This is a genomic window from Tessaracoccus sp. OS52, assembly GCF_020687685.1.
GTDB lineage: Bacteria > Actinomycetota > Actinomycetes > Propionibacteriales > Propionibacteriaceae > Arachnia.
In genome coordinates, this window is the sequence record NZ_JAJEWM010000007.1 from 1 (window position 1) to 24,471 (window position 24,471).

Consider the following 24,471-nt stretch of genomic DNA (forward strand, 5'->3'; position numbering starts at 1 on the left):
TCGTGATACATCCGCACCGCCCGAGCCTTCAACTCGGCCGGGTACCTCTTCGACGTGTTTCCTGGCATGACTCCATCCTTCCCAAGGATCGAAGTCTCCGGACACACCGGGGTGATTCACCCAAACACAGCCACCACCGACCCCACCGCAGCAGCCAAGACCGCACTACGGTCAATGGCCCGCACCTGGCAACACCTCACCGACGAGATCACCGACCTCGACCAACACATCGCAACCCTGCTCGAGACCATCAACCCACGCCTCCTGCAGGTCCACGGCATCGGAGCAGCAGTGGCAACCCAACTCCTGATCACCTGCGGCGACAACCCCAACCGGATCCGCCACGAAGCCAGCTTCGCGATGCTCTGCGGCGCCGCCCCCATACCCGCATCCAGCGGCAAGACCCGCAGACACCGCCTCAACCGCGGCGGCGACCGCAAAGCCCACAGCGCCCTCTGGCGGATCGCGATCACCCGCATGAGCACCGACCAACGCACCAAAAACTACGTCGAACGACGCACCACCGAAGGCCTCTCAAAACGAGACATCACCCGCTGCCTCATCCGATACATCGCCCGCGAAATCCACCCAATCCTCACCAGTTGACAACCATAGGAGCATCGCCGACTCGTGCCTCGCCAGCTACTCGACCAGCGGAGAGCCAGCACGTGCGGCGACGTGTCGAGATCACCGCCCTGCCGCCTTCGGCCCCCTCGCGAGACACGGGATGGAAGAATGGAGCACTTGTATCGTCGAGAGGAACCTTCATGGCCAAGTCTGCGAGGACCCAGTGGAGCGAGGATCCGCGAGCGGCCCTGCGGCCGGGAGAGGGCTTCGACCTCTCCACCTTCGACCGCGCCGGCACCCCGGGATTCGCCGGGGACAAGGACATGGGCAAGGAGCTGACCGACACCAGAGGGGCGCTCCTCAACCAGCTGCAGGAGCGGTTGTTCGCCGAGGGCAGGGCCGGCGGCAAGCGCTCGGTGCTGGTGGTGGTCCAGGGGCTGGACACGGCGGGCAAGGGCGGCATCGCGCGGCACGTGATGGGCTACGTGGACCCACAGGGGGTGCACCTGCGATCCTTCGGGGTCCCGACTGAGGAGGAACGCAGCCACCACTACCTGTGGCGGATCGAGAACGCGCTGCCCGCGCCGGGGCGGATCGGGGTGTTCGACCGCTCCCACTACGAGGACGTGCTGGTCGTCCGGGTGGAGAACCTCGTCGAGCAGTCCGTGTGGGAGGACCGCTATGACGAGATCAACCAGTGGGAGAAGCGCCTGGTCGACTCGGGAACCGTCCTGCTGAAGTTCGCGATGATGGTCTCCCACGAGGAACAGGGCCTCCGGCTGATGGAACGCCTGGACAGGCCGGACAAGCACTGGAAGTACGCGCCGTCGGACCTCGACACCCGCGCCAAGTGGGAGCGGTACCAGGAGGCCTACCAGGCGGTGTTCGACCGCACCAACACCGACTACGCGCCGTGGTACGTGCTTCCAGCCGACCGCAAGTGGTACCCGCGCCTCGCCGTCACCGAGATCCTCACCCGTACGTTGATCGAGATGGACCTGCGTTGGCCACGCGTCCGCTGGAGCGACGACGTGCAGCGCCGGAAACTGGCGGAGACCATGACGACGGCGTCGCTGGCGGAATCCCTCTCCAACACCGAGGAGGTGGTGACCGAGGCGATCCAGGAGAGCATCGAGGTGCGCCTGGCGGCGGCCGCGCTGATCGGCGAGGACACGGACACGACCGCCAAGCAGCTGGACGAGCGGCGCCGGGAACTCCTCGTCGACATGGAGCGCAACATCGCCCAGAAGCGGGAACTGCTGGAGGCTCGCCGCCAGAAGCCCGCGAAGGAGCCGGCACAGGCCAAGCCCGCGAAGGAGCCGGCACAGGCCAAGCCCGCGAAGGGCAGGCAGCCGAAGCAGAAGAAGAAGCAGAAGTAGTCCCGGTCCCTCGGACTGGGGGTTGAGCTCGGAGCGCAGCAGCCCGGAGCGACGACGGTGTCACCCGCTCCGGGCACAGTCGTCGCTGGGCCGCGACGTAGCCAGGCGCGTTTGACCGCTGCCCGACCCCAGAACACGACCCCGCCGATTTTCACACATGGGCGGATGCGTAGCATGCCCGGGTTAACCGACCCCCGGTTCGACCCCCGGCCGTCCTGCTGCTAGCTTCGCGGCCATGGACCCAGTGACGCTCGGACGGTGGCAATTCGGCATCACCACCGTCTACCACTACCTTTTCGTGCCGATCACGATCGCCCTCTCGATGATCGTCGCCGTCATCCAGACCGTCTGGTACCGGACCGGCAACGACAAGTACCTCCGCCTCACGAAGTTCTTCGGGAAGCTGTTCCTGATCAACTTCGCGCTCGGCGTCGTGACCGGGATCGTGCAGGAGTTCCAGTTCGGAATGAACTGGTCTGAGTACTCCCGCTTCGTCGGCGACGTCTTCGGAGCCCCGCTGGCGCTGGAGGCGCTGCTCGCGTTCTTCCTGGAGTCCACGTTCCTGGGGTTGTGGATCTTCGGCTGGGACAAGCTGCCGAAGCTGGTCCACCTGGCGGCCATCTACATCGTCGCGTTCGGCACCATGCTGTCGGCGGTGTTCATCCTGGCCGCGAACTCCTGGATGCAGAACCCCGTCGGGACGGTGTTCAACAACGGCCGCGCGGAACTCGACGGCGTCGAGGGCTTCCTGGAGGTCCTCACCAACCCGGTGTTCCTCGTGACCTTCCCGCACGTGCTGTTCGGTGCCTACATGGTGGGCGGCGCCATCGTCGCCGCCGTCAGCGGCTGGCACCTGGCCCGCCTCCACAAGCTCGGCGAGGCCGCCCCGGTCGAGGACGTGGCCGCGTTCCGCTTCGGCGTGAAGCTGGGCGCCTGGATCCTCATCGCCGCTTCGATCTTCACGGTCGTCACCGGCGACATGCAGTCCAAGGTGATGATGCAGGCCCAGCCCATGAAGATGTCGGCGGCCGAGGCCCTCTACGACACCGAGACCAACGCCAGCTTCTCGGTCCTGACCATCGGCAGCCTCGACGGCACCAAGGAGATCTGGTCGCTCAAGATCCCCGGCCTGCTGTCGCTGATGTCGGGCTACGAGACCGTGGAGGGCATCAACGACCTCCGCGAGGACTTCGAAGACGGCGGCTTCCGCCGCGCCGACGGCACCCAGACCACCCTGCAGGCCGCCTACGCCGACGAACTGGCCGCCAACTACGACGTCGACCCCACCCCGAACATCTTCCTGTCCTACTGGACGTTCCGCCTGATGATCACCCTCGGCATGCTCGGTGCCGCCGTTGGAGTGTTCCTGCTGTGGAGCATCCGCGGCGGGAGACTCCCGAAGCCCGGCCGCGTGTGGACCGGCCTGATGGTGGCGATGCCACTGCTGCCGCTGTTCGCGAACTCCTTCGGCTGGATCTTCACCGAGATGGGTCGCCAGCCCTGGATCGTCGCGGGGGTGTTGCCGACGTCGGCCGGCATCTCCCCGACCGCGAGCGTCGCCGAGGTCCTCACCTCGATGATCGTCTACACGCTGCTCTACGGCGTGCTGGCCGTGATCGAGGTCGGGCTGTTCCTGAAGTACACGAAGCTGGGACTCCCCGATGTGCACCCCGTCGACCTGGACGCCGTCGATGATCCCGATGCCCCGCTGACCTTCGCCTACTGAGGAGCCGAGAAATGATGCTGCTTGAAACGGTCCCCACTCTGGTGGTCGTCTGGTTCGCCCTCATCGCGGTGCTCTGGATCGGCTTCTTCTTCTTGGAGTCGTTCGACTTCGGCGTTGCGCTCCTGATCCCCGTCCTCGGGCGCACCGACAAGGAGCGCCGGGTGCTGATCAACACCATCGGCCCGCTGTGGGACGGCAACGAGGTGTGGCTGCTCACCGCCGGTGGTGCGATGTTCGCGGCGTTCCCCGGCTGGTACGCGTCGATGTTCTCCGGCCTCTACCTCCCGCTGCTGCTCGTGCTGGTGGGCCTCATCCTGCGCGGGGTGGCCTTCGAGTACCGCAACAAGAACACCGACCCGCGCTGGCGCCGGATGTTCGACTGGTTCGCCATCGTGGGCTCGTTCCTGCCCCCGCTGGTGCTGGGGATCGGGTTCGCGAACTTCGTCGTCGGCCTCCCCAACGACGGCCTGCTGTGGAACGGCAACTTCTGGTCGCTGTTCGGGCCCTTCGGCCTGCTCGGTGGCGTGCTGCTGCTCGCGGTCGCGCTGATGCACGGTGCCACCTTCCTGACCCTCAAGACCCGCGGAATCGTCCGGGAACGCGCCCGCGCCTTCGCGGGCAGGCTCGGCTGGGTCGCCGTCGGGCTGCTGGCGGTGTTCGTGATCTGCCAGAACGTGTTCTGGCCGGCAACCTCCGAGTTCGCCGACCTGTCCGCCTTCGCCTGGGCGGCGGGCGCCGTCGCCATCGCCGGGTCGGCCGCGTCGGTGCTGCTGACCACCACGGTGAAGCGCGAGGGTTGGGCGTTCGTCACCGGGGGCCTGTCGATCGTCGCCCTGTTCGCAGGCATCTTCCTGCGGATGTACGGCAACATCGGCTTCACGCAGGACACGACGGTGCCCGTCCTCGACCGCCTGAACATGGTCACGGCTGCCTCGTCCGAGACCACCCTCACGATCATGACCTGGGCGGCGGTGATCTTCGTCCCGCTGGTCATCGGCTACCAGGCCTGGAGCTACTGGGTGTTCAGCAAGCGCATCAGCACCAAGAACATTCCCGACGAGGTAGAGGCGGCTGCCGCAACGGCATGACCGGACCCATCCACCCGCGACTGCTGCAGCGCGCTGGGGCCACCAGGAACTACCTGGTGGCCTCGGTTGCGCTGGGCACCGCGACGGCGTTCCTGCTCATCCTCCAGGCGTGGCTCATCGCGCGGGCCGTGACCTCGGTCTTCGACGCCTCCGGCAGCCCGTCCGACTGGGCCTGGCTCGTCGGGGGCCTGCTGGCCGTCTTCACCACCCGGGCGCTGCTGGCCTGGCTCGACTCGTGGCTGGCACACCGCTCGGCGGCCGCCGTGAAGTCGCAGCTGCGACGCGACGTCGTGGCCGCCCGCGCCGCCAGCCCAGTGTCGGGGCGGGTGTCGTCGTCGACGCTGGTGCACGTCACCACCACCGGCCTCGACGCGCTCGACGGCTACTTCTCCAAGTACCTGCCGCAACTCGGACTGGCGGTCACAGTGCCCCTGATCGTGGGCGCGGCGATCCTGGTGACCGACTGGCCCTCCGCCATCATCGTCGCCTTCACGCTGCCTCTCATCCCGATCTTCATGGCCCTCATCGGCTGGACCACCCAGAAGGCCACCAGGCGCAGCTTCGCGTTCGCCGACCGGCTGTCCAACCACTTCGCCGACCTCATCGAGGGGTTGCCGACGCTGCAGGCCTTCGCCCGCGCCCGCGCCCAGCGGGCCGGCGTCGAGATCACCGAGGCCAAGTACCGTCGCGCCACCATGCGCGTGCTCTACGTCTCGTTCCTGTCCTCGTTCGCGCTGGAGTTGCTGGCGACGCTGTCGGTGGCCGTGGTGGCGGTGACCATCGGCTTTCGACTGGTCTACGGCGACGTCACGTTCCAGGCGGCGCTGTTCGTGCTCATCCTCGCCCCCGAGGCCTTCCTGCCCGTGCGGCAGGTGGGTGTGCACTTCCACGACTCGGTCGACGGGATCGCCGCGGCGGACTCCGCCTTCGCCATCATCGACGGCGCTGGCGCGGCCGGTGGAGCGGCCCCGGTCGGGTCCCTGCTGGGGGAGACCGTCGAACTGGAAGACGTCGCCTTCAGCTACGACGGCGCATCGTCGCCGGCGCTCAGCGGCTTCTCCCTCCGGCTGGAACCCGGAGAGGTCGTCGCACTCGGCGGTCCGTCGGGGAGCGGGAAGTCCACCGTGCTCGGCCTGCTGATGGGATTCCGCCGCCCGGACTCGGGACGCGTGCTGCTCGGCGGCCGGGACCTCGCCGGACTCGACGCCGAACAGTGGCGTCGCCAGGTGGCCTGGGTCTCGCAGGAGCCGGGGATGGTGCACGGCACCGTCGCCGACAACGTGCTGCTGGGCAACCCCGGAGCCGGAGCCGACGACGTCGCCGCGGCCCTGCGCGCTGCAGGCGCCGACTTCCCCGCCGACAAACCCGTGGGCGATGACGGCGAGGGCCTCTCCGGCGGCGAGCGGCGCCGCGTCGCCGTCGCCCGGGCGCTGCTGCGGATCGCCGCGGGTGGGGTCCGGTTGCTGGTGCTGGACGAACCGACCGCAGGTTTGGACTCCGACACCGAGACCGCGGTCATCGAGGCCGTGCGCGCCAGCGGGGTCGGCGCGCTCGTCGTGACCCACCGTCCGACCGTCCTGGCCGCGGCCGACCGTGTCGTCGAACTGGAGCCGGTCCGGTGAGCGCCGCCCCACAGCCGGCCCCACGCCCGGGCGGTCTGGTGCTGGAACTGCTCCGCGCGGTTCCCAAGGGCCGACGTCGGTTCGCGCTCGCGACCCTGCTGGCGGCCGTGGCCTCGGCCTCGTCGGTGGCGCTGATGGGAATGGCGGCCTGGCTGATCAGCTTCGCCGCCATGCATCCCCCTGTGCTCTACCTGCAGGCGGCGGCGGTCCTGGTGCGCGCGTTCGGCATCTCGCGGGGGGCCTTCCGTTACTCGGAGCGGCTCGTCGGCCACGACCTGGTGCTCCGGATGCAGTCAGCGCTGCGGCTCAGGGTCTACGACAAGCTCGCGGGCACCACGCTCATCGGCCGACGGCGGGGGGACCTGCTTACCCGGGTGGTGGCCGACGTCGCCGCCATCCAGGACATCGTGGTCCGTGTGCTGATCCCTGTGCTGGCGGCGTCGCTGGTGGTGTCCGCCACCACGTTCGTGCTCGCCTTCTTCAACCTCCCCTCGGCGCTGGTGTTGCTGGCGACGACCGTGCTCGGGGGCGCCGTCGTGCCGCTGCTGGCGCAGCGGGCCACCCAGCGCGTCGACCTCGCGGCAGCGCCCGCCCGGGGCCGACTCGCCGACAGCGTGCGGGAGTTCTCGCGCAACGCCACCGACCTGGTCGCCTACGGAGCCACCGGCGACGCCCTCGCCAGGCTGGCGACCGTCGACGATGAGTTGCGCCGGATCGAGGCTCGCGGAGCCTGGGTGCGAGGGATCGCCGGCGGTGGGCAGTTGCTGGCCGCGGGGGTCGCCGTCGCAGCCGCCCTGCTCATCGGCGCACCGGCAGTCGCCGACGGCGCGCTGGATCCGCGCCACCTCGCGGTCCTGGTGCTGACTCCGCTGGCGCTGCACGAGGTGGTGGGCACCTTCACGCAGGCGGCCCAGACGTGGACGCGATCACGCGCGGCGCTGCAACGGGTGGCCGAGACGCTGGATGCCGCTGACGTCGGATCCGGCGACGCCACCGTCGGCGGCGGCGCTGCCCGGGGCCTGGTCCTGACCGACGTCACCATCGGCTGGCCCGGCGCCGGCCCGATCATCTCCGGACTGGACCTCACGGTGGGACCGGGCGAGCGGGTCGCGCTGGTCGGGCCATCCGGGTCGGGAAAGACCACGGTGGCCGCCACCGTGATGGGCCTGATCCCGCCGCTGTCCGGCAGCATCGAGCGTGGCGGGCGCGTCGGCTACCTCGCGCAGGACGCCCACGTCTTCACGACGTCGGTGGCCGAGAACGTCCGGATAGGAAACAAGGACGCAGGCGACGACGAGGTCGCGGCGGCGCTCGCGCGCGCCGGCCTCGACCTGGACCCGTCCCGCATCGTCGGCGAAGGCGGGACCGGCCTTTCCGGCGGCGAGCGCCGACGGCTGGCTTTCGCCCGCGTCGTCGCGGCCGAACGGGACCTGTTGATCCTGGACGAGCCGACCGAGCACCTCGACCACGAGACCGCAGAACGCCTCATCGACGACATCTTCACCGCCACCCGTGAGCAGGCGGTACTGGTCCTCACCCACGACCGCGCCGTCGTCGAGCGCTGCGACCGCGTCCACCGCCTGACCGGGACCACCGCCTGACCGGGCGGCGGCCCCATCCTCAGGCGCCGGGCTGTTCACCGGCCCGGCCGAGGCGCTTGCCGAGCCGTGGAAGCACGCGGCGCTCGATGAAGCCCATGACCAGCGCCAACGGGATGGCGGCGCGGCTGGTGAGGCGGGCGGCCGGCCGGAGTGCGTGGCGGGCAGCCAACGGCCCGCCCATCCTCGACAGCAGCGCGACGGCGGCGGAGACCGGGCGGACCAGCAGCGTGATGTGCTCTATCAGGCCGTCGTCGTCGAGGCGCACCAGCTGCACCTCCTCGAGGTTGCGTCCGGCCAAGGTGTTGGTCCCGTGGAGCACCCAGTCGCGACCGCCGCCGACCGGGTCCGGGAGCGTCATGTCCCGCAGCACCTCGAAGGCTGACTCGTAGACGGCGATGACGTCGTCGGGACCGTCGAAGGTGAAGCCGTCGGTCAGCGGTGAGACCAGACGGACCGACGGTGACAGCTGAGCGCGCATGGTGACCGTGTCCTGACGGCGGTCGGCGGCGACGAAGGCGGCCAGCGCCGCGGGGATCTCGGTCACGCAGCGAGGCTACCCGGGCACCGAGTCACCACGGCCGGAGTTGGGGGCGTTCACCAGCGTTGTTGCTCGCCACCAGCGCTCTATGGCTGGTGCCGAGCAACAACGCTGGTGAACGGCGGCAAGCGCTGGTGAATCGCGACCGAGGCGGGTGACGAAGGCCAACGCCGGGGGCTCACGTGCCGGTCTCGCAAGACACGTCCACTTGGGTAGAGTGAGCGGGTGACCAGCCAGCTCCCGCCCCAGGCGCCGACGCGTCGGCTCAAGGTCGCCCAGTTCATCGACAACTACGGCCCCGGCAGCAACGGCCTGATGTTCGCGGTGCAGCAGCTCGAGGGCAACCTCCTGGACGCAGGGCACGAGACGATCGTCGTCGCGCCGCGGGCCAAGGGACCGAACCCGCATTTCGGCAGGCCGGGCCGCACTGAGATCCGGCTGCCGTCGGTGCGGGTCCCCAACCTGCCGACGCGGGTGGCCAACGGCCGCCACTTCGAGAAGACCATCGAGGAGATCGGGCGGCTGCGGCCGGACGTGATCCATGTGCACGGGTTCGGTCCGGTGGGTATTCTGGGCGTTTGGGCCGCCAAGCGGCTCGGGATCCCGATGATGCTGACCTGGCACACGGATTTCGACGCCTACGCCGACCACTACGCCGCAATCCTGCCCCTGCTCACCCAGGTCGTGAAGGCCTTCATGGGCCTCTCGCGCGGAGAGTTGTTCGACTCCCGGGACCTCCGGGCGGCCGAGATCCGGTTCGAGGACCGCGGCAAGTCGACGGCGTCGCTGCTGGGGATCTGCCAGAAGATGCTCGAGACCGCGGACCTGATCACGTCCCCGTCGCCGAAGACCGCGGCCCGCTGCCGCGAGATCGCACCGGAGGCCAACGTCGTCGTGGTCCCCAACGGCGTTGATCCGCTCCCGCCCGGCCCGCCCCCGCTGCCCAAGCCGGACGGCCCGTTGATCCTCTACGCGGGACGGATCGCTCCGGAGAAGGACCTCCCGCTGCTGGTCAGCGCCTTCCAGCTGGTCTCCACGCAGCGGCCGGACGCCCGGCTGATGATCGTCGGGGACTGGCAGCGGTACGCGCGGATCAAGCGCGTCCTGGCCGAGGCCGCGGCCACTGGCAAGGTGACGCTGACCGGCGAGCAGCCCCGCGAACTGCTCGGCGCCTACTACGCCATGGCCGACGTGTTCGCGTTCCCCAGCCAGACCGACACCCAGGCCCTGGTCCTCCACGAGGCGGCGCTGGCAGGGTTGCCCATCGTCTCGGTGGACCCCGGCCTCCAGCTCGTGCTGGAGCCGGGCGTCAACGCCGAACTGGCGCGGCCCACCCCGGCGTCGATGGCGGCGGCCCTGATGCGGGTCATCGACCGGCTGGACGACGAGGAATGGCTGGCCAACGCCGCCGCCACGTCGAAGCGACTGGCGGGTCAATGGAGCATCGAGTCCCAGGCCGCCGAGGTCCTGCGGCTCTACCAGGAGGTCGCGACCTGCCGCGGCGACGTGGCCGCCTGAGCCGCCCGCGCCTCACTAGTGTGGGTGCATGAGCCTTCCGCTGCCCCGCACCCCGCATCCCTCTGAAGCACCGTCCATCCGTTGGGGCATCCTCGCCCCGGGAGGCATCGCACACGCCTTCGCCGACGCCCTGCGCAAGCACACATCGCAGGAGATCGTGGCCGTCGGCTCCCGCTCCGCCGACCGCGCCGCCGCGTTCGCCAAGGAGTTCGGAGCCGAACGCAGCTACGGCTCCTACGAGGAGTTGGTGGCCGACGACGACGTCGATGCCGTATACGTGGCATCACCCCACAGCCACCACGCCGAGCAGGCACTCCTCGCCATCGCCGCCGGCAAGCACGTCCTGGTGGAGAAGGCCTTCACCCCCACCGCCGACGAGGCGCGCCGGGTCGTCTCCGCCGCACGGGAGGCCGACGTCACGCTGATGGAGGCCATGTGGTCGCGGTTCCTGCCGCACTACGACATCGTTCGCCAGTTGCTCGCCGACGGCGCGTTCGGCGAGCTCGAGGTCCTGACGGCGGACCACGGGCAGTACTTCCCTTTCGACCCGCACCACCGTCTCTACGACCCGGCCCTGGCGGGCGGCGCCATGCTCGATCTCGGCGTCTACCCGGTCTCCTTCGCATCCTTCGTGCTCGGCACGCCCGGCGGCATCCGCGCCGTCGGCACGCGCGCCCAGACCGGTGTGGACCGTCAGGTTTCCATGGTTTTCGACGGCTACGCGGACCATCCGAGCGCCCACGCTGTCCTCAACACGACACTGCATGCCCGGACCCCGACGCGGGGCGCGATCAGCGGCTCCGACGGCACCGTCGAACTGCCCGGTGGTTTCTACGGACCCCAAGCGGTGCGCTGGGCTCCCCGTGACGGAGAGCCGGAGGTTGCCGCGGAACCATCGATCAGGGGCCATGAGGGCCTCGCCTACCAGGCGGCTCACTTCGCGACGCTGGTGACTTCCGGTGCTCGCGAGTCCGAGCTGCTGCCATTGGACGAGACCGTCGCGATCGTCGAGACCATGCAGGAGGCGCTGCGCCAGGTCTGAGCAGGCTGCCGCCGTCGGGACGGGAGAAGAAAGAGGCACTGCGTCGTTCGACGCAGTGCCTCCCGGGGGGTTCGGTGTTGGCCGATCAGGCGCAGGCCCAGGGCTGGGTGCCGCGGATCTCGTAGAGCCGGTTGGCGACGGTGATCTGCTCGGCGCGGGTGGCCTGGTGCGGGTAGGCCGCGAAGTCCTGGCCGTTCACGGAGCGCCACGTCTGCAGGTTGAACTGCAGTCCGCCGTAGTAGCCGTTTCCGGTGTTGATGTCCCAGCGGTTGGTCGACTCGCACTGGGCGATCCGCGTCCACATCGCCTCGCGGGCCAGATTCAGGCCGGCTCCCGAGGAGGAGGACGAGGAACTGGAGGAGGAGGAAGCCGACGAAGAGGACTGCTCGGGCGCGGGGGTCGGCTTGGGCTTCGGCTTCTCCTTCGTACCAACCGCGGTCACCTGGTGGACGGGCTGGACGGAGATGACCTTCTCGGCCAGCGCCGAGTCAACCACGACGCCGTCGTGGATGGTGTCGGTCCAGGTCTCGCGATAGGCACCCGCGGCGCCCTCGGTGGTCACCTTCTCCGTGCCCTTCAGAAGCTCGGAGGATTCGACGGTGTTCTTCTGGAACGGGATGGCCACCATCTCGGTGCGGGACTTGGTCTCGACGTCGACGAAGGTGATCTGCATCCCGTCTTCGAGGACGGTGTCCGCAGCCGGGGTGAGCTTGTCGTTCTCGTCGGGCTCCACGCCCGCCTCGGCCAGCACGTCAGCGACGGTGCCCGCGATGGTGAGCTGGGAGGGCTTGCCGGCGACGGTGAGCGTCACGTCCTTCGCGGTGGCGATCTCCAGGGAGAGCCCTTCCCGGCCGATCGCGGCCGAGCGCGACGTGGAGTACTTCGAGTCCTCGGCGTCCAGGTTCAGGTAGCCGAGGGCCTCGTCCACAGTCTGGGCGGTGGTCCACACCTCGCGCGTCTCGCCGTCGACGGTGACCTCAAGGGGCCTGCCGTAGGAGACGGTGATCTCCATGTCCTGGGTGACCTCGGTCTCGGGGTTGGGCAGGACGACGTCATGCTCGCCCACCGTGAGGCCCTCGAGTTCAAGGACTTCCGCGACGGTGTCCTCGCGGACCGAGAGCGAACTCGCCACTCCGTCCACCACCAGGACTACATCGTTCTTGTGCAGCGCCGTGGCGACTCCAGCGGTTCCGACGAGCGAGAGCGCGGCAACGCCTGCGGCTACGGGGATCCAGGTTTTCTTGGCCATGCAGTAACTACTCCGGTGAATCTAGGTTGCGCCGTGGGTGTCCGGCCAACTCAGATTAGCCCGAACCTGAGGAAATCCCAAACCATTTCTGAGAAATTCTCAGTGCACTTGGCGCGCGCCTCACCTCACCTGGACCTGACAGGCGCCGATTCCGCGCTCAGCCCAGTTGACCGCGCAGCGCACCGCCGGGGTAGTCGGCGTTGTGCACGTTGACGTAGTACTCGCCCGGATGACGCAGGATTTCCATGACCAGCTCCCGGTCGACATCGGCGCAACCCGACGACGAACCGTCAGTGGGCGCCACCAGGGGAACCACCACCGGCCCGGGGGCGTCGGGGCCGGCGACGTGGATGTGCGCGGCCCGAGCCGGGGAGATGCCGGACACCTCGAGGGCGTAGCAGATCTCCCCCAGCCCGGGATTCAGGGTGAAGTAGGCGGTGCCCACACCGTCGGGGTCCCCCGGGCCAGGGCGCTCGGCGGCGCCGGTCAGCTCGACAGCGAGGGGGCGTCCGCCGGTCACCGGCGGGGCGTCTCCGGCGGCCATCACGGGAACGGCGGCCAGGGCGAGGGCAAATGCTGAGACAAGAACTGTGCGTCGCATGATTCCTCCACGGAGATTCTGGCGGGGAGCCAGACTGGAAAGCCTACGCCCGCCGCCCCGGTGATGGAACCCCCGGCCCCTGCATGCCTACGAGGCGTCCGACTGCTCGGCGACGGCGGCCCGGACCTCTTCCATGTCCAGGCCCTTGACGCCGGAGATGACCTGCTCCAGCTGGGGAGCACGGAGCGCACCGGGCTGCGCGAAGACGATGATGCCGTCACGGAAGGCCATGAGGGTGGGGATGGAGGAGATCCCGAAGGCGGCGGCGAGTTCCCGCTCCTCCTCGGTGTCGACCTTGCCGAACACGACGTCGGAGTGGGCCTCGGAGGCCTTCTCGAAAACGGGCGCGAACCCGCGGCAGGGGCCACACCACTCGGCCCAGAAGTCGAGGACGACGATCTCGTTGTCCGCCACGGTCTGGTTCAGGTTTTCCTTGGTAATCGTTACGGTTGCCATGGCTCCACTATACCCCCCGGGGTATATCTGCCAAAATCGGTGTCGTCACCGCTTCTCGGGGCGGAAAGCCTTCAGGCGCAGGCTGTTGAGCACCACGAAGACGCTGGAGAACGCCATGGCGGCCCCGGCGATCACCGGCGTCAGCATGCCCATGGCGGCGATCGGAATGGCAGCCACGTTGTAGGCGAAGGCCCAGACCAGGTTGGACTTGATGGTCCGGTCGGTCGCCCGGGACAGGCGGACGGCGTCCACCACCGAGGCCAGGTCGTCGCGCATCAGCGTGATGTCGCTGGCCGCGATCGCGGCGTCGGTCCCCTTGCCCATGGCGATGCCAAGGTCCGCGCTGGCGAGGGCGGCGGCGTCGTTCACGCCGTCGCCCACCATGGCGACGTTGCGCCCGTCGGCCTGGAGGTCGCGGATGACCTGCGCCTTGCCCTGCGGGAGCACGCCGGCGCGGATGTCGACGATGCCGGCCTCCGCGGCGACCTTCTCAGCCGCAGCCTGGTTGTCGCCGGTGAGCAGGACGGGGCGCAGCCCGAGTTCGGCCAAGCGCGCCACTGCCGCGGCGGCGCCGGGCTTCAGTTCGTCGCCGACGACGACCCTGCCGAGGTACTTCCCGCCCAGCGAGACCAGCACCTCGCTGCCGACGACGCCCGCGTTCGCCGCGGGTGCGCCGTCGACGAGGCGTGCGTTGCCGACGAGGGCATCCTGCCACTCGGCCCCGAGCCGGACGCGGGCGCTGACGCCCTGGCCTGCGATGACGCTGAAGTCGCCGGCCTCGGCCTCGCCGTCGGCACCCTGCTCGCGGGCGTGGTCAACGACGGCTCGCGCGATGGGGTGCTCGGAGCCGGCCTCGACCGCAGCCGCGACTGCGAGGAGCTGCTTCGCGTCCACGCCGTCGGTCGGCTCGACGGCCAGCACGGCCATGTGGCCGGTGGTCAGCGTGCCGGTCTTGTCCAGGACGATCGTGTCGATCTTGCTCGCCTTCTCGAGCGACTGCGCGCCGCGGATGATCGTGCCCAGTTGGGCCCCTCGACCGGTGCCGACGAGCAGGGCCGACGGCGTCGCCAGGCCGAGCGCGCACGGGCAAGCGATGATCAGGACCGCGATGGCCGCAGTGAGCGCGAACGTGACGCCATTGCCGAGCAGCAGGTGCACCAGGAACGTGGCCGCGGAGATGCCGATGACGACGGGGACGAACCAGGCCGTCACCTTGTCGGCGATGCGCTGGGCGTTGGACTTGCCGGTCTGCGCCTCCTCGACGAGCCTTGCGATCTGGGCCAGCTGGGTCCTGGATCCGACGGCCTCCGCGCGGATCACGAGCCGGCCGGTGGTGTTGAGGGACCCTCCGACGACGCGGGTGCCGGGCGCAACCTCAACCGGGAGCGACTCGCCGGTGATGATCGAGGCGTCGACGGCCGAGTTGCCCTCGACCACCTCGCCGTCGGCGGAAACCTTCTCGCCGGGACGAACGACCACGAGGTCACCGACGGCCAACTCACCCACGGGGATGGTGGACTCGACGCCGTCTGTCAGTACGGTCGCCTGCTTGGCGCCCACCTCCATGAGCGCGCGGACCGCCGCCCCGGCCTCCTTCTTCGAGCGCGCCTCGATGTAGCGGCCAAGGAGGAGGAAGGCGATGATGGCGGCGGCGGCCTCGAAGTAGACCTGCGACATCGGATCCGCGTTGCCCAGGGACAGCGAGAACTCGTGCCGCATGCCGATCATGCCGGCGCTGCCGAAGACCATGGCGACCAGCGACCAGCCGAAGGCGGCCAGGGTGCCCATGGAGACCAGCGTGTCCATCGTCGTGGAGCCGTGGCGCAGGTTGTTCCAGGTGGCCGCGTGGAACGAGCGGCCGCACCAGAACACGATGACGGCAGTCAGCAGCAGGGCCACCCACTGCCAGCCCGGGAACTGCAGCGCGGTAACCATGGAGACGGCGACGACCGGGATGCCGAGCGCGAACGCCAGGACGACGCGCGGGCGCAGGACGTCGGCGCGGTCCGAGCGCGGCACGTCGGGGGCGGTCGGACGGGCGCCGTAGCCAGCCGCCTTCACCACCTCGACGAGTTCCTCTGCGGTCATGCCCTTGGGCGCACGCACGGCGGCCTTCTCCGTGGCGTAGTTGACCGTCGCGGTGACCCCCTCGACCTTGTTCAGCTTCTTCTCGATGCGGTTCGCGCACGAGGCGCAGGTCATGCCCTCGATGTCGAGCGAGATCGCGTTGTCGACGGGCTTGTCGGTCGTGGTGGTCACGGGTTCTCCTTGATGCGCCCGCGCGGGCGCGACGACGTGGTTCAGGCCTGGGTGACGGCGTACTTGTCGCCGGCTTCGGCGACGGCCGCCTGGATGTCGGTGAAGGCGATGGGGGCGTCGGACTCGACGGCCATCTGTCCGCCTTCGAGGGTGACGTTCACGTTCTTGACGCCCTCGACCTCGGAGACCTCCTCGGTGACGTGGTTGACGCAGTTGCCGCAGGTCATTCCGGTGACCTGGTAGTTGGTGATCATGCTGTTCTCCTTCGTGTCCGCGCCGGGGAGTGCGCCCGGCGCCTCGGTCATGATGTCACTCCCGAAACCAAGCATACCCCCGGGGGGTACTGGCCCGGAACGCGCCCTGGGGTTGCCGGGTTCTCCACAGCCCAGAGCGCCCTGTGGATGATTTCTGGTCGGGTTGCGACCACTGGCCCGCTCCCCCAATGAGGCCCCATCCTGCGGGTTTGTCGTCCTTTTCGTGGGCGCGGCGCTCCACCGGAACTGCTTCATAACGATTTGGTAACGACGCGCCGAGGGTGCCCTCCTCGGTCTTTCCACAGGCCTCAGGCGCGCCCTCCACCGCCGCCCACAGGCCTTCAACAGGCGATTCCACCGCGTTTGAGCGGGGGTGTCCCCAACTGTCAGAGGTGGGCCATATACAAAGAGGGACGTCCAAGCCGCGTGCGTTAACGTGGGGCCCTCCGGGGGCGGCCAAGGCTTGAACTCATCAACCAAGGAGGAACTGGCGAAGGATGTCTGTACACCAGATCAGCGGTGGTTCCGTCTCCGAACTGGACCGCACGCCGCCGCAGGATCTTGCCGCCGAGCAGAGCGTCCTGGGCGCCATGATGATGAGCAAGGACGCCATCTCCGACGTCGTGGAGGTGCTCCGCGGCGCGGACTTCTACCGCCCCAACCACGAGGCCATCTTCGAGGCCATCATCAGCCTGTACGGCCGCGGCGAGCCTGCCGACCCGATTACCGTCGCGGGCGAACTGGGCAAGGCCGGCCAGCTCAGCAAGGTGGGCGGCGCCGTCTACCTCCACGACCTCCTCGCATCGGTCTCGATCGCCGCGAACGCCTCCTACTACGCCGAACTCGTCCGCGAGAAGGCCATCCTGCGCCGGCTCGTGAACGCTTCCATCCGGATCGCCCAGCTCGGCTACATGGGCCAGGGCGAGGTGGACAAGATCGTCGACGAGGCCCAGCAGACGCTGTTCGAGGTCACCGAGAACAAGTCGTCGGAGGACTACAAGAGCCTGCGCGAGCTGATGGAGCCGACCTTCGACGAGATGGAGGCCATCAGCAACTCAGGTGACGGCCTCTCCGGCGTCCCCACCGGATTCATCGAACTGGACCGCATGACCAACGGGCTCCACGCGGGCCAGATGATCATCGTCGCGGCCCGCCCCGGCGTCGGCAAGTCCACCTTCGCCTTGGACGTCTGCCGTACCGCCGCCATCCACAACAACATGGCCACCGCGTTCTTCTCGCTGGAGATGAGCCGGACCGAGATCGTCATGAAGATCCTCAGCGCCGAGGCGTCCGTGCCACTCAAGCGCATTCGCGGCGGGAAGATGGACGAGTCGGACTGGCAGCGCATCACGGACAAGTCGGTGATGATGACGGAGAAGCCCCTGTTCATCGACGACTCCCCCAACCTGACGATGATGGAGATCCGGGCCAAGGCGCGTCGGCTGAAGCAGCGCCATGACCTGCGCCTCATCGCCATCGACTACATCCAGCTCATGACCTCTGGCAAGAAGGTGGAGTCCCGCCAGCTGGAGGTCTCCGAGTTCTCCCGCCAGATCAAGCTGCTGGCCAAGGAACTGGAGATCCCGGTCATCGCGCTGAGCCAGCTCAGCCGTAACACCGAGCAGCGCAAGGACGGCATCCCCGCGCTGTCGGACCTGCGTGAGTCGGGCTCGCTGGAGCAGGACGCCGACATCGTCCTCATGCTGCACCGCCCGGAGATGTACTCGCAGAACCCCACCGACGAGGAGCGGGGGGTGGCAGCATTCCACATCCCCAAGCACCGAAACGGGGAGACGGGCAAGATCGACGCACTGTTCCAGGGCCACTACTCGCGCTTCACCAACCCGCCGTTCTGACCGGTCGGGTCCGCGTCAACCGATGATGGTCAGCCGCCCACCCGCACCCGGAGGACGACCTCGTCGCGGCCCTCCGCCAGTTCCCGCCACCGCGCAGCCGGGATCCGGACCCCGCCAGGGCGGTAGCGCCGGGGCGCGGGTTCGGTGTCGATGACGGCGCCGTCGGACTCCACGGCGATGACGCCGTGACCGGGATCCGTGACGTCGTAGCTGACCCGGACCCGAACCCCAGCCAGGTTCACCACGGCCTCCAGTTCACCGACGGGCAGCACGGGATCCACGACGACGCCGTCGCGGGCCAGGCGCAGCCCGAGGAACCCCTCGGTCACCAGCCGCAGCACCAGCCCCGGACCCGACGAGTAGACGCGCCAGCCCCCCTCGAACCCGAAGCTCGGGTCGAACATCGATTCTGCGCGCGACTCGGCGTCGTCGCGGTCGCGGAACTCGGCGTCGATCGAGGAGAAGTAGCAGTTCGACTGCCGCGGCCTCGCACCCGGGACCGCCGCGGACAGGCCATCAGGGATCACCAGGTCCAGCGCCCGCCACGCCCGTTCGGCCAGGCCGAGGCGCAGCAGGGCCTCGATCCAGCGCAGGTGGGCGTGGGTGTACATGAGGCCGATCTCGCGGCCCCAGAAGGTCGCGGCCTCTGCCCGGAGGAAGGTATGGGTCTCGCCGCCGTGGTAGTCCACGGGGTTGTCGAACAGGTAGATGCCGACGGGCCCGTCGAGGTGCTCGTCGATGATGCGGACGTGGGCCGCAGCCTCCTCGGAGCTGAGTTGCTCGTCGGCGATGGCGTGGATCATCTGCAGCGACCCGTGCCTGAGGCCCGTGCGCCGGTCGCGTGGATGCACCAGCGGCTCCACGCCGTCTGCGGTGACGATGGCGTACCCGCACAGTTCGCCCTCCACCAGTAGCGAGTCGTGGACAGCCTCGACGGTGGCTCCCGCTACCGCCAGCAGGCGAGCGGCCAGTTCCTGGTCGGAATCGGCCACACCGTCGGCGAGTTCGCCCAGCGCCTTGGCCTCCAGGCCCGCTGTCCACGTCGAGACCAGTTGCCGGGCCAGTTCCGGTCTGGCCGGCTGGAGCGAGTCGTTCCAGTCGCCGTGTCCGTAGGCGGGAAGCCGGGGGTCCGCGCTGCGCTCGGAGAGCAGGTGGTCGACGGCGGCCAGCACATGGTCGCGCATCGCGGTCGGCGGCAGGAGCGCATCGCTGCCCACCCAACCGACCGGTTCGTCGAGGAGCGTGAGGTCGCCGGTCATCTGCAGGTACTCCCCCAGAGCGAGCAGCGGCCAGTAGACGACGTCGCCGTGGCTCTCGCGATGTCCTGGCGCCCGGTGCTGGTCGAGGTAGTCGAACCACTGCGGCCAGTCACCGTCGTCCTGTTGCCCCGCGAAGACGCTCAGCAGGACCTCGCGCACGACGTCGAGCCGACCGAGCGCCACCAGCAGCCCGACGGGGCCCTGGCAGACGTCGCGGGTCCCCCAGGCCCCTCCCGTGAACTGCTCCAGCCCGCGGGGGGCCTGGTAGTGCACGAACGCGTTCTGGGCCAGCCACGGCAGGAGCGCATCCAGCCGGCGGGCGACGTCGTCCCCGCCCGTCAGCGAGGGCACCGCAACGAAGTCCGGCCGTGCCTCGGCGGCGGCGTGCTCACTAACTGTGGCCGGAGCGACGAAAGACCGTTCTTTCTGCCACACCGAAGTGTCACCCGGCTGGGCACCTCCGCCCCGCAACGGGAGTTCGAGGGTCAGGTCGGTGACCTCGGAGTGCACGACGGCGTGCCACTGGTCCCCTCTGGGGCGCTCGTCGGAGAACAGGAGGGAGGAATCACCCCCGATGTCGGCGGACCCCGTGGCCGAGACCAACAGGCCGACGGGCTCGCCGTCGACGTGGACGGCCAGAGACAGCGCGGTGAGGGTCAACCGCGTCACCACCTGGACCGTGCGCCCCCCGAGCCGGTACCACCAAGTGGCCGAGGTGTGGTCGACGGCCCAGGCACTGGGGAGTCCGAGGAGGCGCCAGCCCTCCCCGGCGTCGACGAACAGGCGGATGCCCTCGGCCTGGGTGAGGCCGAGGTAACTGCGCCGCACCGACAGCAGCGGAGCCGCGGATGCGTGGCCCACCGTCAGCTGTGAGCCGAAGTTGCCGTTCATCCACACGGTGACCGCCGCGTTGGCGTCCTGTGGGAGCAGTCCCCCGGCCGCCCGGATGATGTGCCCGTGCGGCCGCAGGACCGCGGCCTCCTTCGCGGCGGTGACGACATGTCCGGCTCCGGCCCGGTAGGACCAGACCTCGCCGTCGGGGCCGCGTTCGGGATCGGTGGGGTCGCCCGCCAGACGGGCAAGCGCGCGCTCCTCCAGCGGCTCGCCGTGCGCGAACCGGGCCGGGCTGAACAGCGTCGGCACTGCCTGCCGCGCATCGTCGGCCGACGGCGCGCGTTCGGCCCAGCCGTCGGACAGCAGGGCTGCGAACCGTTCGGCATCCGCGGGCCCCGAGGCCCCCGGATGGTCCGCGACGACGACGGCGCGGAACCCGACCACGCCCTCTGCACCCGGCTCCAGCGTCCACGGGGTCGTCTGCAGCCCCGCCAGCGTGTGCTCGTGCTGGCGCCGCACGGAGGGGAGGTCCTTGGTGAGGTCGAGGCCGGTGCCGGGGGTCGCTGGGCGCAGTTGCACCGCGTCGGTGCACCAGCCTGCGACCGGCCGGGTGGCCCCGAGCAGCAGCCAGGGGTTCGTGGGTCCGGGCATGTTCTGGCGCACCGCCATCTGCAACCGGTCGCCGTCGGGGATGGGTGTCAGGTCCAGGTACTGGGAGACGTAGAACTCGTTGCGGCGCAGCGCGTCCCACGGAGTCAGGGCCGCGTCGAGGGTCCAGACCGCGTCGAGTTCAACGCTCTCCTCTCCCCGGTTCACCACGCGCAGGCCCCAGCCGAAGCGGCCCTCCCCCGGCTGCTCCCACCACAGCTCCCACTCGACGTCGCGGTGGTTGCCGCGCAGGACCACACCGTCGGCGGTGGCCGCGATCTCGCCCCCACTGGCCGGACCGGTGAGGCCGAGGGCTTCATGCCCTTCGGCTCGCGGCGCTTCGCGGCCAAGGCTCCGGGGGACGGGGTCGCGCCAGCGCAGCCAGACCTGGTGCGGACCCGGCTCCAGCTCGGATGCCGGGTACTGCAAGACACTCAGCTCGCCGGCGTCCAGACGGGCCAGTGCCCCGGCCTGCGTGAACTCCGCTCGGATCGGCAGGTTGCTCACTTCGACACCTCTCACTGGGGCTCGGGCATGGGTGGATTCGGCCCTTCGTCAGTCTCGGGCCGACGACGTGGGTCTCTGGTCCGGGGCACCGAGTGCCCGGCCGGGAACAGGGGCTTCGCGTCGCCGGCGACGTCCTCGCGGGCGGCGCGGACCGCGTCCATCGACTCGGGAAACGACATCGGGAGCCGGCCCTCGGGGGGCACCTGGCCCGTCATCGCGAGCAGCCAGGCGGTGTCGCTGACGCCGAAGGAAACCGTCAGCGCCGAGGCCACCTCCAGCAGCGGGGTGAGCACGGCGGGGCGGTCGGCCATGACGTCGACCAGCAGCGGGCACGGCAGCCGTCGGAGCCGGTGCGGCAGGCCGGGAGGGAAATCCAGACTTCCCTGGTGGAACCAGGACTCCAGGAACAGGTCGTCGCGGGGCTCGAAGGGGGCGGGCAGCCGGATGAGCGCGACGTCGGCCTCCTCGGGCCGGTCCACCACCCTCAGTGCCTCGCCCGCGGCGTCGGCGGCCACACCCTCCAGCCACACCCGCGTGCCCGGGCGCAGCGGGAGCAGGCCTGCGTCGTCGGCGCACACCACCACCGAGCGCGCCTGCGTCCGCAGCCCGAGTTCGACCGCCATCGGCGTGCCCACCAGCGCCTCCGCGGCGTCGGCGTCGACGAAGGGGTCGTCGAACAACCCGAGCTCGAGCTTCACCCGCAGCAGGCGCCTGGCCGACGCCTCCAGGCGTTCCCGGGTGACGCGGCCGTCGGCCACGAGAGCGAGCAGCAGGTCCACGCACTCCTCCCCGCCGAACTGGTCGATGCCCGCGTCGAGCAGTTTGAGCATGCGCTCCTGCGGTCCCAGGTGCTCCACGCCCCAGGCCCGGGCCGGGAGCACCTGGTCCCCCACCGAGTTGTCGTTGACCAGCTCCCAGTCGCTGAGGATCACCCCGTCGTAGCCCAGCCGTTCCCGCAGCAGGTCGGTGAGAACCTGCCGGTTGTAGCCGAATCCCACCTCCTCCACGGGCTCGCCGTCCAGCACCAGGCCCACGGGCCGGCCGTAGTAGGGCATGATCGCGGCGGTGCCGGCGGCGATGGCGGCCTCGAAGGGTCGCAGGTGCTCGTCGAAGCGGCCACCCGGGTAGACCTGGTCGCGGCCGTAGGGGAAGTGGGCGTCCTCGCCACCGGCCTGAGGTCCCGCGCCCGGGAAGTGCTTGGTGGTGGCGCTCACCGATCTGGGCCCGAGCCGTTCGCCCTGGAGGCCCTCGATGGCGGCGACGGTGAGGCGCGCCACCAGGTCGTGGTCCTGCCCGAAGGTCTCCCGCTGGCGGCCCCAGCGCGGTTCTGTAGCCAGGTCGGCGGTCGGGTGGAGCGCCTGCCGGATGCCGACGGCGACGTACTCGCGGCGGACGACGTCGGCGAAACTGCGCACCAGTTCGGGGTCGCCGAGCGCCGCCAGCCCGAGCGCGTCGGGCCACTGCGAGAAGAACACCGACGCCCAGCTGGTGCCCGCGTTCTGGGCGGCAGCGTGGCGGGGGTCGGTGGAGATCGTCACCGGAATCGAGTGTGGGGTCTCGCACGCCAGTTCCTGGAGCCGGTTGGCCCACGTCGCCGCATGCCGTGCGTCGACCAGGGCGTGGACGTTGAAGTGGTTCATGAGCTTGCCGACGACGACGTCGCGGCTGCCCGTCTTGGAGATCTGGCCGGGGCCGGCGAGGAGTTCCCCGCCCGGCCCGGCCTCGATCACGGTGTGGAACATGAGCCCGGCCAGTTCCTCGACCCCCAGCCGCGCCACGAGGTCCTCGACACGTTCGTCGACGTCCAGCCGGGGGTCCTCGAACGGGTCGAGGCGGCCGTTGTGGTTCAGGTCACGGAACGTGACGCCGTCAAAGGTCAGGAACTGTGGCCGGGTCATGGTCATGCGCTCGCGTTGAACTCCTCGATGCTGATCACCGGTCGCAGCGCGGCCTCCACCTCGCGGGTGGCGAAGTAGCTGCGCAACCGGCCGCCGAGCATGACGTTGGCCAGGGCCCCCATGATCATCGACTGGTCCAGCGAGAGGTGGCGCCTGGCCACCTGTCCGCTGACCACCGCGACGGCGTCGTAGAAGCCGCCGGGGCCGTAGGAGTCGAAGTCGGCCTGCAGGTTGCTCAGGTTGGCCGTCGCCTCCTCGGGTTCGTACATCATCGCCAGGAAGGCGGCGTGCGGTGTGACGACGCCGTCGCCGTAGTCGGTGGGTGGCGCGGTGTGGATGTAGTTGGTCCGCTCCTGGTCGGAGAAGTAGCCCTCGGGGTTCATCCCCAGGGCGTCGACGCCGTACTCGCGATAGCCACCGGCCGGGTTCGAACTGGGCGAGAAGCCCCAGTAGCCGTAGTCGGCGTCCAGCAGGCCGTGCTCACGCTGCGCACGGACGTGGAGGGGGTGGTTGAGGCCCCAGCTCCTGGGTCCCCATTCGGCCTCCGGCACGAAGATGTCGGGCATGAGCTCCTCGAACATGGAGCCGCCCCAGCCGGGCACCACCTGCATGCCTCGGTAGGTGTAGGCACCCTCGTAGACCGGGAAGCCCAGGTACTCGCGCCACTCGCCCACGGGCGGCATCTCCTGCCAGGTCCAGTCCGGCGGGAAGGTGCGGTAGGTGCCGAAGTAGGCGACGGGCGGGATCTGCCCGCGGATGATCCCGAGATAGTTGACCATGCGAGCCTCGGAGATCGCCGTGTCGTAGTGGTGCTGGACGTGGTACCACAGGTCCGGCCCGATCCCGATGGTCGGTGGCAGCAGCGCCGTCCCCGGACGCTCCGGGTTCTCGATCCAGAAGCCGCCGTAGACGGCGCCGGCGGGTGCCCGGAAGTCCTTGTCGTAGAAGATGTCCCAGCGCATCGCGTCGAACAGCGCCCCGGCCACCTTGCTGTTCGACGGGTCGGCTTGCGCGACCACGTGCAGCGCCGCACCGAGCCAGCCCATGTCGACGCTGGAGACGAACGGGACGATGACGTCGTGTCCGCCTTCGGCGTTCGGTTCCGGCCACAGCCGCAGCACCTCGCCGGTGGCCTCGTCGTACCAGTTGAAGTACATGCCGCTGGCGTCGTGGCGCTCCATGCGTTGCAGCGTCCGCAGCGTCCTGCTGATCCGGTTGCGGGCCTCGCCGGGGGTGATGAGGCGCAGGTCGCGGGCGATGATCGTGCTCCACAGCAGGCCGGCGATGTTGGTCGGCGAGGTGTAGCCGCTGCGGGTGGTGAGGTCGCCGTCGATGTTGTCGGCCACGAGCCCCGTGTTCGGGTCGGTCATGGCGACGAGCGAGCGCCAGGTGTCGGCGGCCCAGGTGAGCAGCAATTCGTCGTGCTCGCCGGGGCGTCCGCGACCAGGATTGCCCCACGCCGGGATGCCGCCGACGGCGGCCAGCGCACCGGCGCCGGTGGCGGCGCCGAGCAGTCCCCGTCTGGTCAGGTTGGGTTGCATGTCGTGACTCCTTCGGTTCGGTACCGGG

At 69.6% G+C, this 24,471-nt stretch carries 18 protein-coding genes; 9 read left to right on the forward strand and 9 right to left on the reverse strand.

Translation table 11 applies throughout. The features are described 5' to 3' along the window. Positions 1 to 174 precede the first annotated feature (174 nt). The 6 genes from LKO27_RS14775 to cydC all read left to right on the forward strand — a co-directional run bounded on the left by LKO27_RS14775 (position 175) and on the right by cydC (position 7,983). Entirely contained in the window at positions 175 to 606 is a 432-nt protein-coding gene (locus tag LKO27_RS14775) for a transposase (protein WP_227738286.1), read from the forward strand. A gap of 161 nt (positions 607 to 767) precedes the next feature. Then, the gene (locus LKO27_RS14780; protein ID WP_227738287.1) at positions 768 to 1,946 is read left to right on the forward strand and encodes a PPK2 family polyphosphate kinase; all 1,179 of its coding nucleotides are present in this window, start codon (positions 768 to 770) and stop codon (positions 1,944 to 1,946) included. A 235-nt stretch (positions 1,947 to 2,181) separates the two neighbouring features. Beyond that, positions 2,182 to 3,672 carry a cytochrome ubiquinol oxidase subunit I gene (locus tag LKO27_RS14785; protein ID WP_227738288.1) on the forward strand — a complete coding sequence of 497 codons (1,491 nt, stop codon included), beginning with the start codon at positions 2,182 to 2,184 and terminating at the stop codon, positions 3,670 to 3,672. Positions 3,673 to 3,683: 11 nt separating this feature from the next. Next, positions 3,684 to 4,760, forward strand: a complete 1,077-nt coding sequence (gene cydB, locus LKO27_RS14790; protein WP_227738289.1) for a cytochrome d ubiquinol oxidase subunit II — start codon at positions 3,684 to 3,686, stop codon at positions 4,758 to 4,760. Further along, entirely contained in the window at positions 4,757 to 6,382 is a 1,626-nt protein-coding gene (gene cydD / locus LKO27_RS14795; RefSeq protein ID WP_227738290.1) for a thiol reductant ABC exporter subunit CydD, read from the forward strand. Before cydB ends, cydD begins: the two co-directional genes overlap by 4 nt. Beyond that, a complete protein-coding gene (gene cydC, locus LKO27_RS14800; RefSeq protein ID WP_227738291.1) occupies positions 6,379 to 7,983 on the forward strand; it encodes a thiol reductant ABC exporter subunit CydC in 1,605 nt (534 codons plus the stop codon). Before cydD ends, cydC begins: the two co-directional genes overlap by 4 nt. A 19-nt stretch (positions 7,984 to 8,002) precedes the next feature. Here cydC and LKO27_RS14805 read toward each other — a convergent pair whose 3' ends face one another. Then, entirely contained in the window at positions 8,003 to 8,527 is a 525-nt protein-coding gene (locus LKO27_RS14805; RefSeq protein WP_227738292.1) for a hypothetical protein, read from the reverse strand. 219 nt (positions 8,528 to 8,746) lie between these two features. On the opposite strand from LKO27_RS14805, the gene LKO27_RS14810 reads away from it, so the two are divergent. Together LKO27_RS14810 and LKO27_RS14815 are read left to right on the forward strand one after the other, a co-directional pair. Then, positions 8,747 to 10,039 (forward strand): glycosyltransferase, encoded by a 1,293-nt coding sequence (locus LKO27_RS14810; protein WP_227738293.1) that lies wholly within the window; start codon positions 8,747 to 8,749, stop codon positions 10,037 to 10,039. A 28-nt stretch (positions 10,040 to 10,067) separates the two neighbouring features. Further along, positions 10,068 to 11,081, forward strand: a complete 1,014-nt coding sequence (locus LKO27_RS14815) for a Gfo/Idh/MocA family protein (RefSeq protein WP_227738294.1) — start codon at positions 10,068 to 10,070, stop codon at positions 11,079 to 11,081. Between the two features lie 85 nt (positions 11,082 to 11,166). Here LKO27_RS14815 and LKO27_RS14825 read toward each other — a convergent pair whose 3' ends face one another. From LKO27_RS14825 to LKO27_RS14845, 5 genes are all read right to left on the reverse strand, one after another. Then, the gene (locus tag LKO27_RS14825) at positions 11,167 to 12,330 is read right to left on the reverse strand and encodes a resuscitation-promoting factor (RefSeq protein WP_304650912.1); all 1,164 of its coding nucleotides are present in this window, start codon (positions 12,328 to 12,330) and stop codon (positions 11,167 to 11,169) included. A 157-nt stretch (positions 12,331 to 12,487) separates the two neighbouring features. Further along, complete coding sequence (locus LKO27_RS14830) at positions 12,488 to 12,931, reverse strand: CHRD domain-containing protein (RefSeq protein ID WP_227738295.1); 444 nt, start codon at positions 12,929 to 12,931, stop codon at positions 12,488 to 12,490. A gap of 87 nt (positions 12,932 to 13,018) precedes the next feature. Further along, positions 13,019 to 13,387, reverse strand: coding sequence for a thioredoxin (gene trxA / locus LKO27_RS14835; protein WP_227738296.1), 369 nt, complete (start codon positions 13,385 to 13,387; stop codon positions 13,019 to 13,021). Between the two features lie 45 nt (positions 13,388 to 13,432). Then, on the reverse strand, positions 13,433 to 15,646 hold the full coding sequence (locus LKO27_RS14840) for a heavy metal translocating P-type ATPase (protein ID WP_370630047.1): 2,214 nt from the start codon (positions 15,644 to 15,646) through the stop codon (positions 13,433 to 13,435). A gap of 41 nt (positions 15,647 to 15,687) precedes the next feature. Then, positions 15,688 to 15,951, reverse strand: a complete 264-nt coding sequence (locus LKO27_RS14845; RefSeq protein ID WP_227738297.1) for a heavy-metal-associated domain-containing protein — start codon at positions 15,949 to 15,951, stop codon at positions 15,688 to 15,690. A 446-nt stretch (positions 15,952 to 16,397) separates the two neighbouring features. Between LKO27_RS14845 and dnaB the strand changes: the two genes are divergently transcribed. Beyond that, on the forward strand, positions 16,398 to 17,756 hold the full coding sequence (gene dnaB / locus LKO27_RS14850; protein ID WP_227738298.1) for a replicative DNA helicase: 1,359 nt from the start codon (positions 16,398 to 16,400) through the stop codon (positions 17,754 to 17,756). Between the two features lie 29 nt (positions 17,757 to 17,785). On the opposite strand, the gene LKO27_RS14855 is transcribed toward dnaB, so the two are convergent. From LKO27_RS14855 to LKO27_RS14865, 3 genes are read right to left on the reverse strand one after another with little or no spacing between them, the layout of a single operon-like run. Then, complete coding sequence (locus LKO27_RS14855) at positions 17,786 to 21,004, reverse strand: hypothetical protein (protein WP_227738299.1); 3,219 nt, start codon at positions 21,002 to 21,004, stop codon at positions 17,786 to 17,788. An 11-nt stretch (positions 21,005 to 21,015) separates the two neighbouring features. Next, positions 21,016 to 22,908, reverse strand: a complete 1,893-nt coding sequence (locus LKO27_RS14860; protein WP_227738300.1) for a glycoside hydrolase family 3 protein — start codon at positions 22,906 to 22,908, stop codon at positions 21,016 to 21,018. Then, a complete protein-coding gene (locus tag LKO27_RS14865; protein WP_227738301.1) occupies positions 22,905 to 24,443 on the reverse strand; it encodes a glucoamylase family protein in 1,539 nt (512 codons plus the stop codon). Before LKO27_RS14865 ends, LKO27_RS14860 begins: the two co-directional genes overlap by 4 nt. Between the last annotated feature and the right edge of the window lie 28 nt (positions 24,444 to 24,471).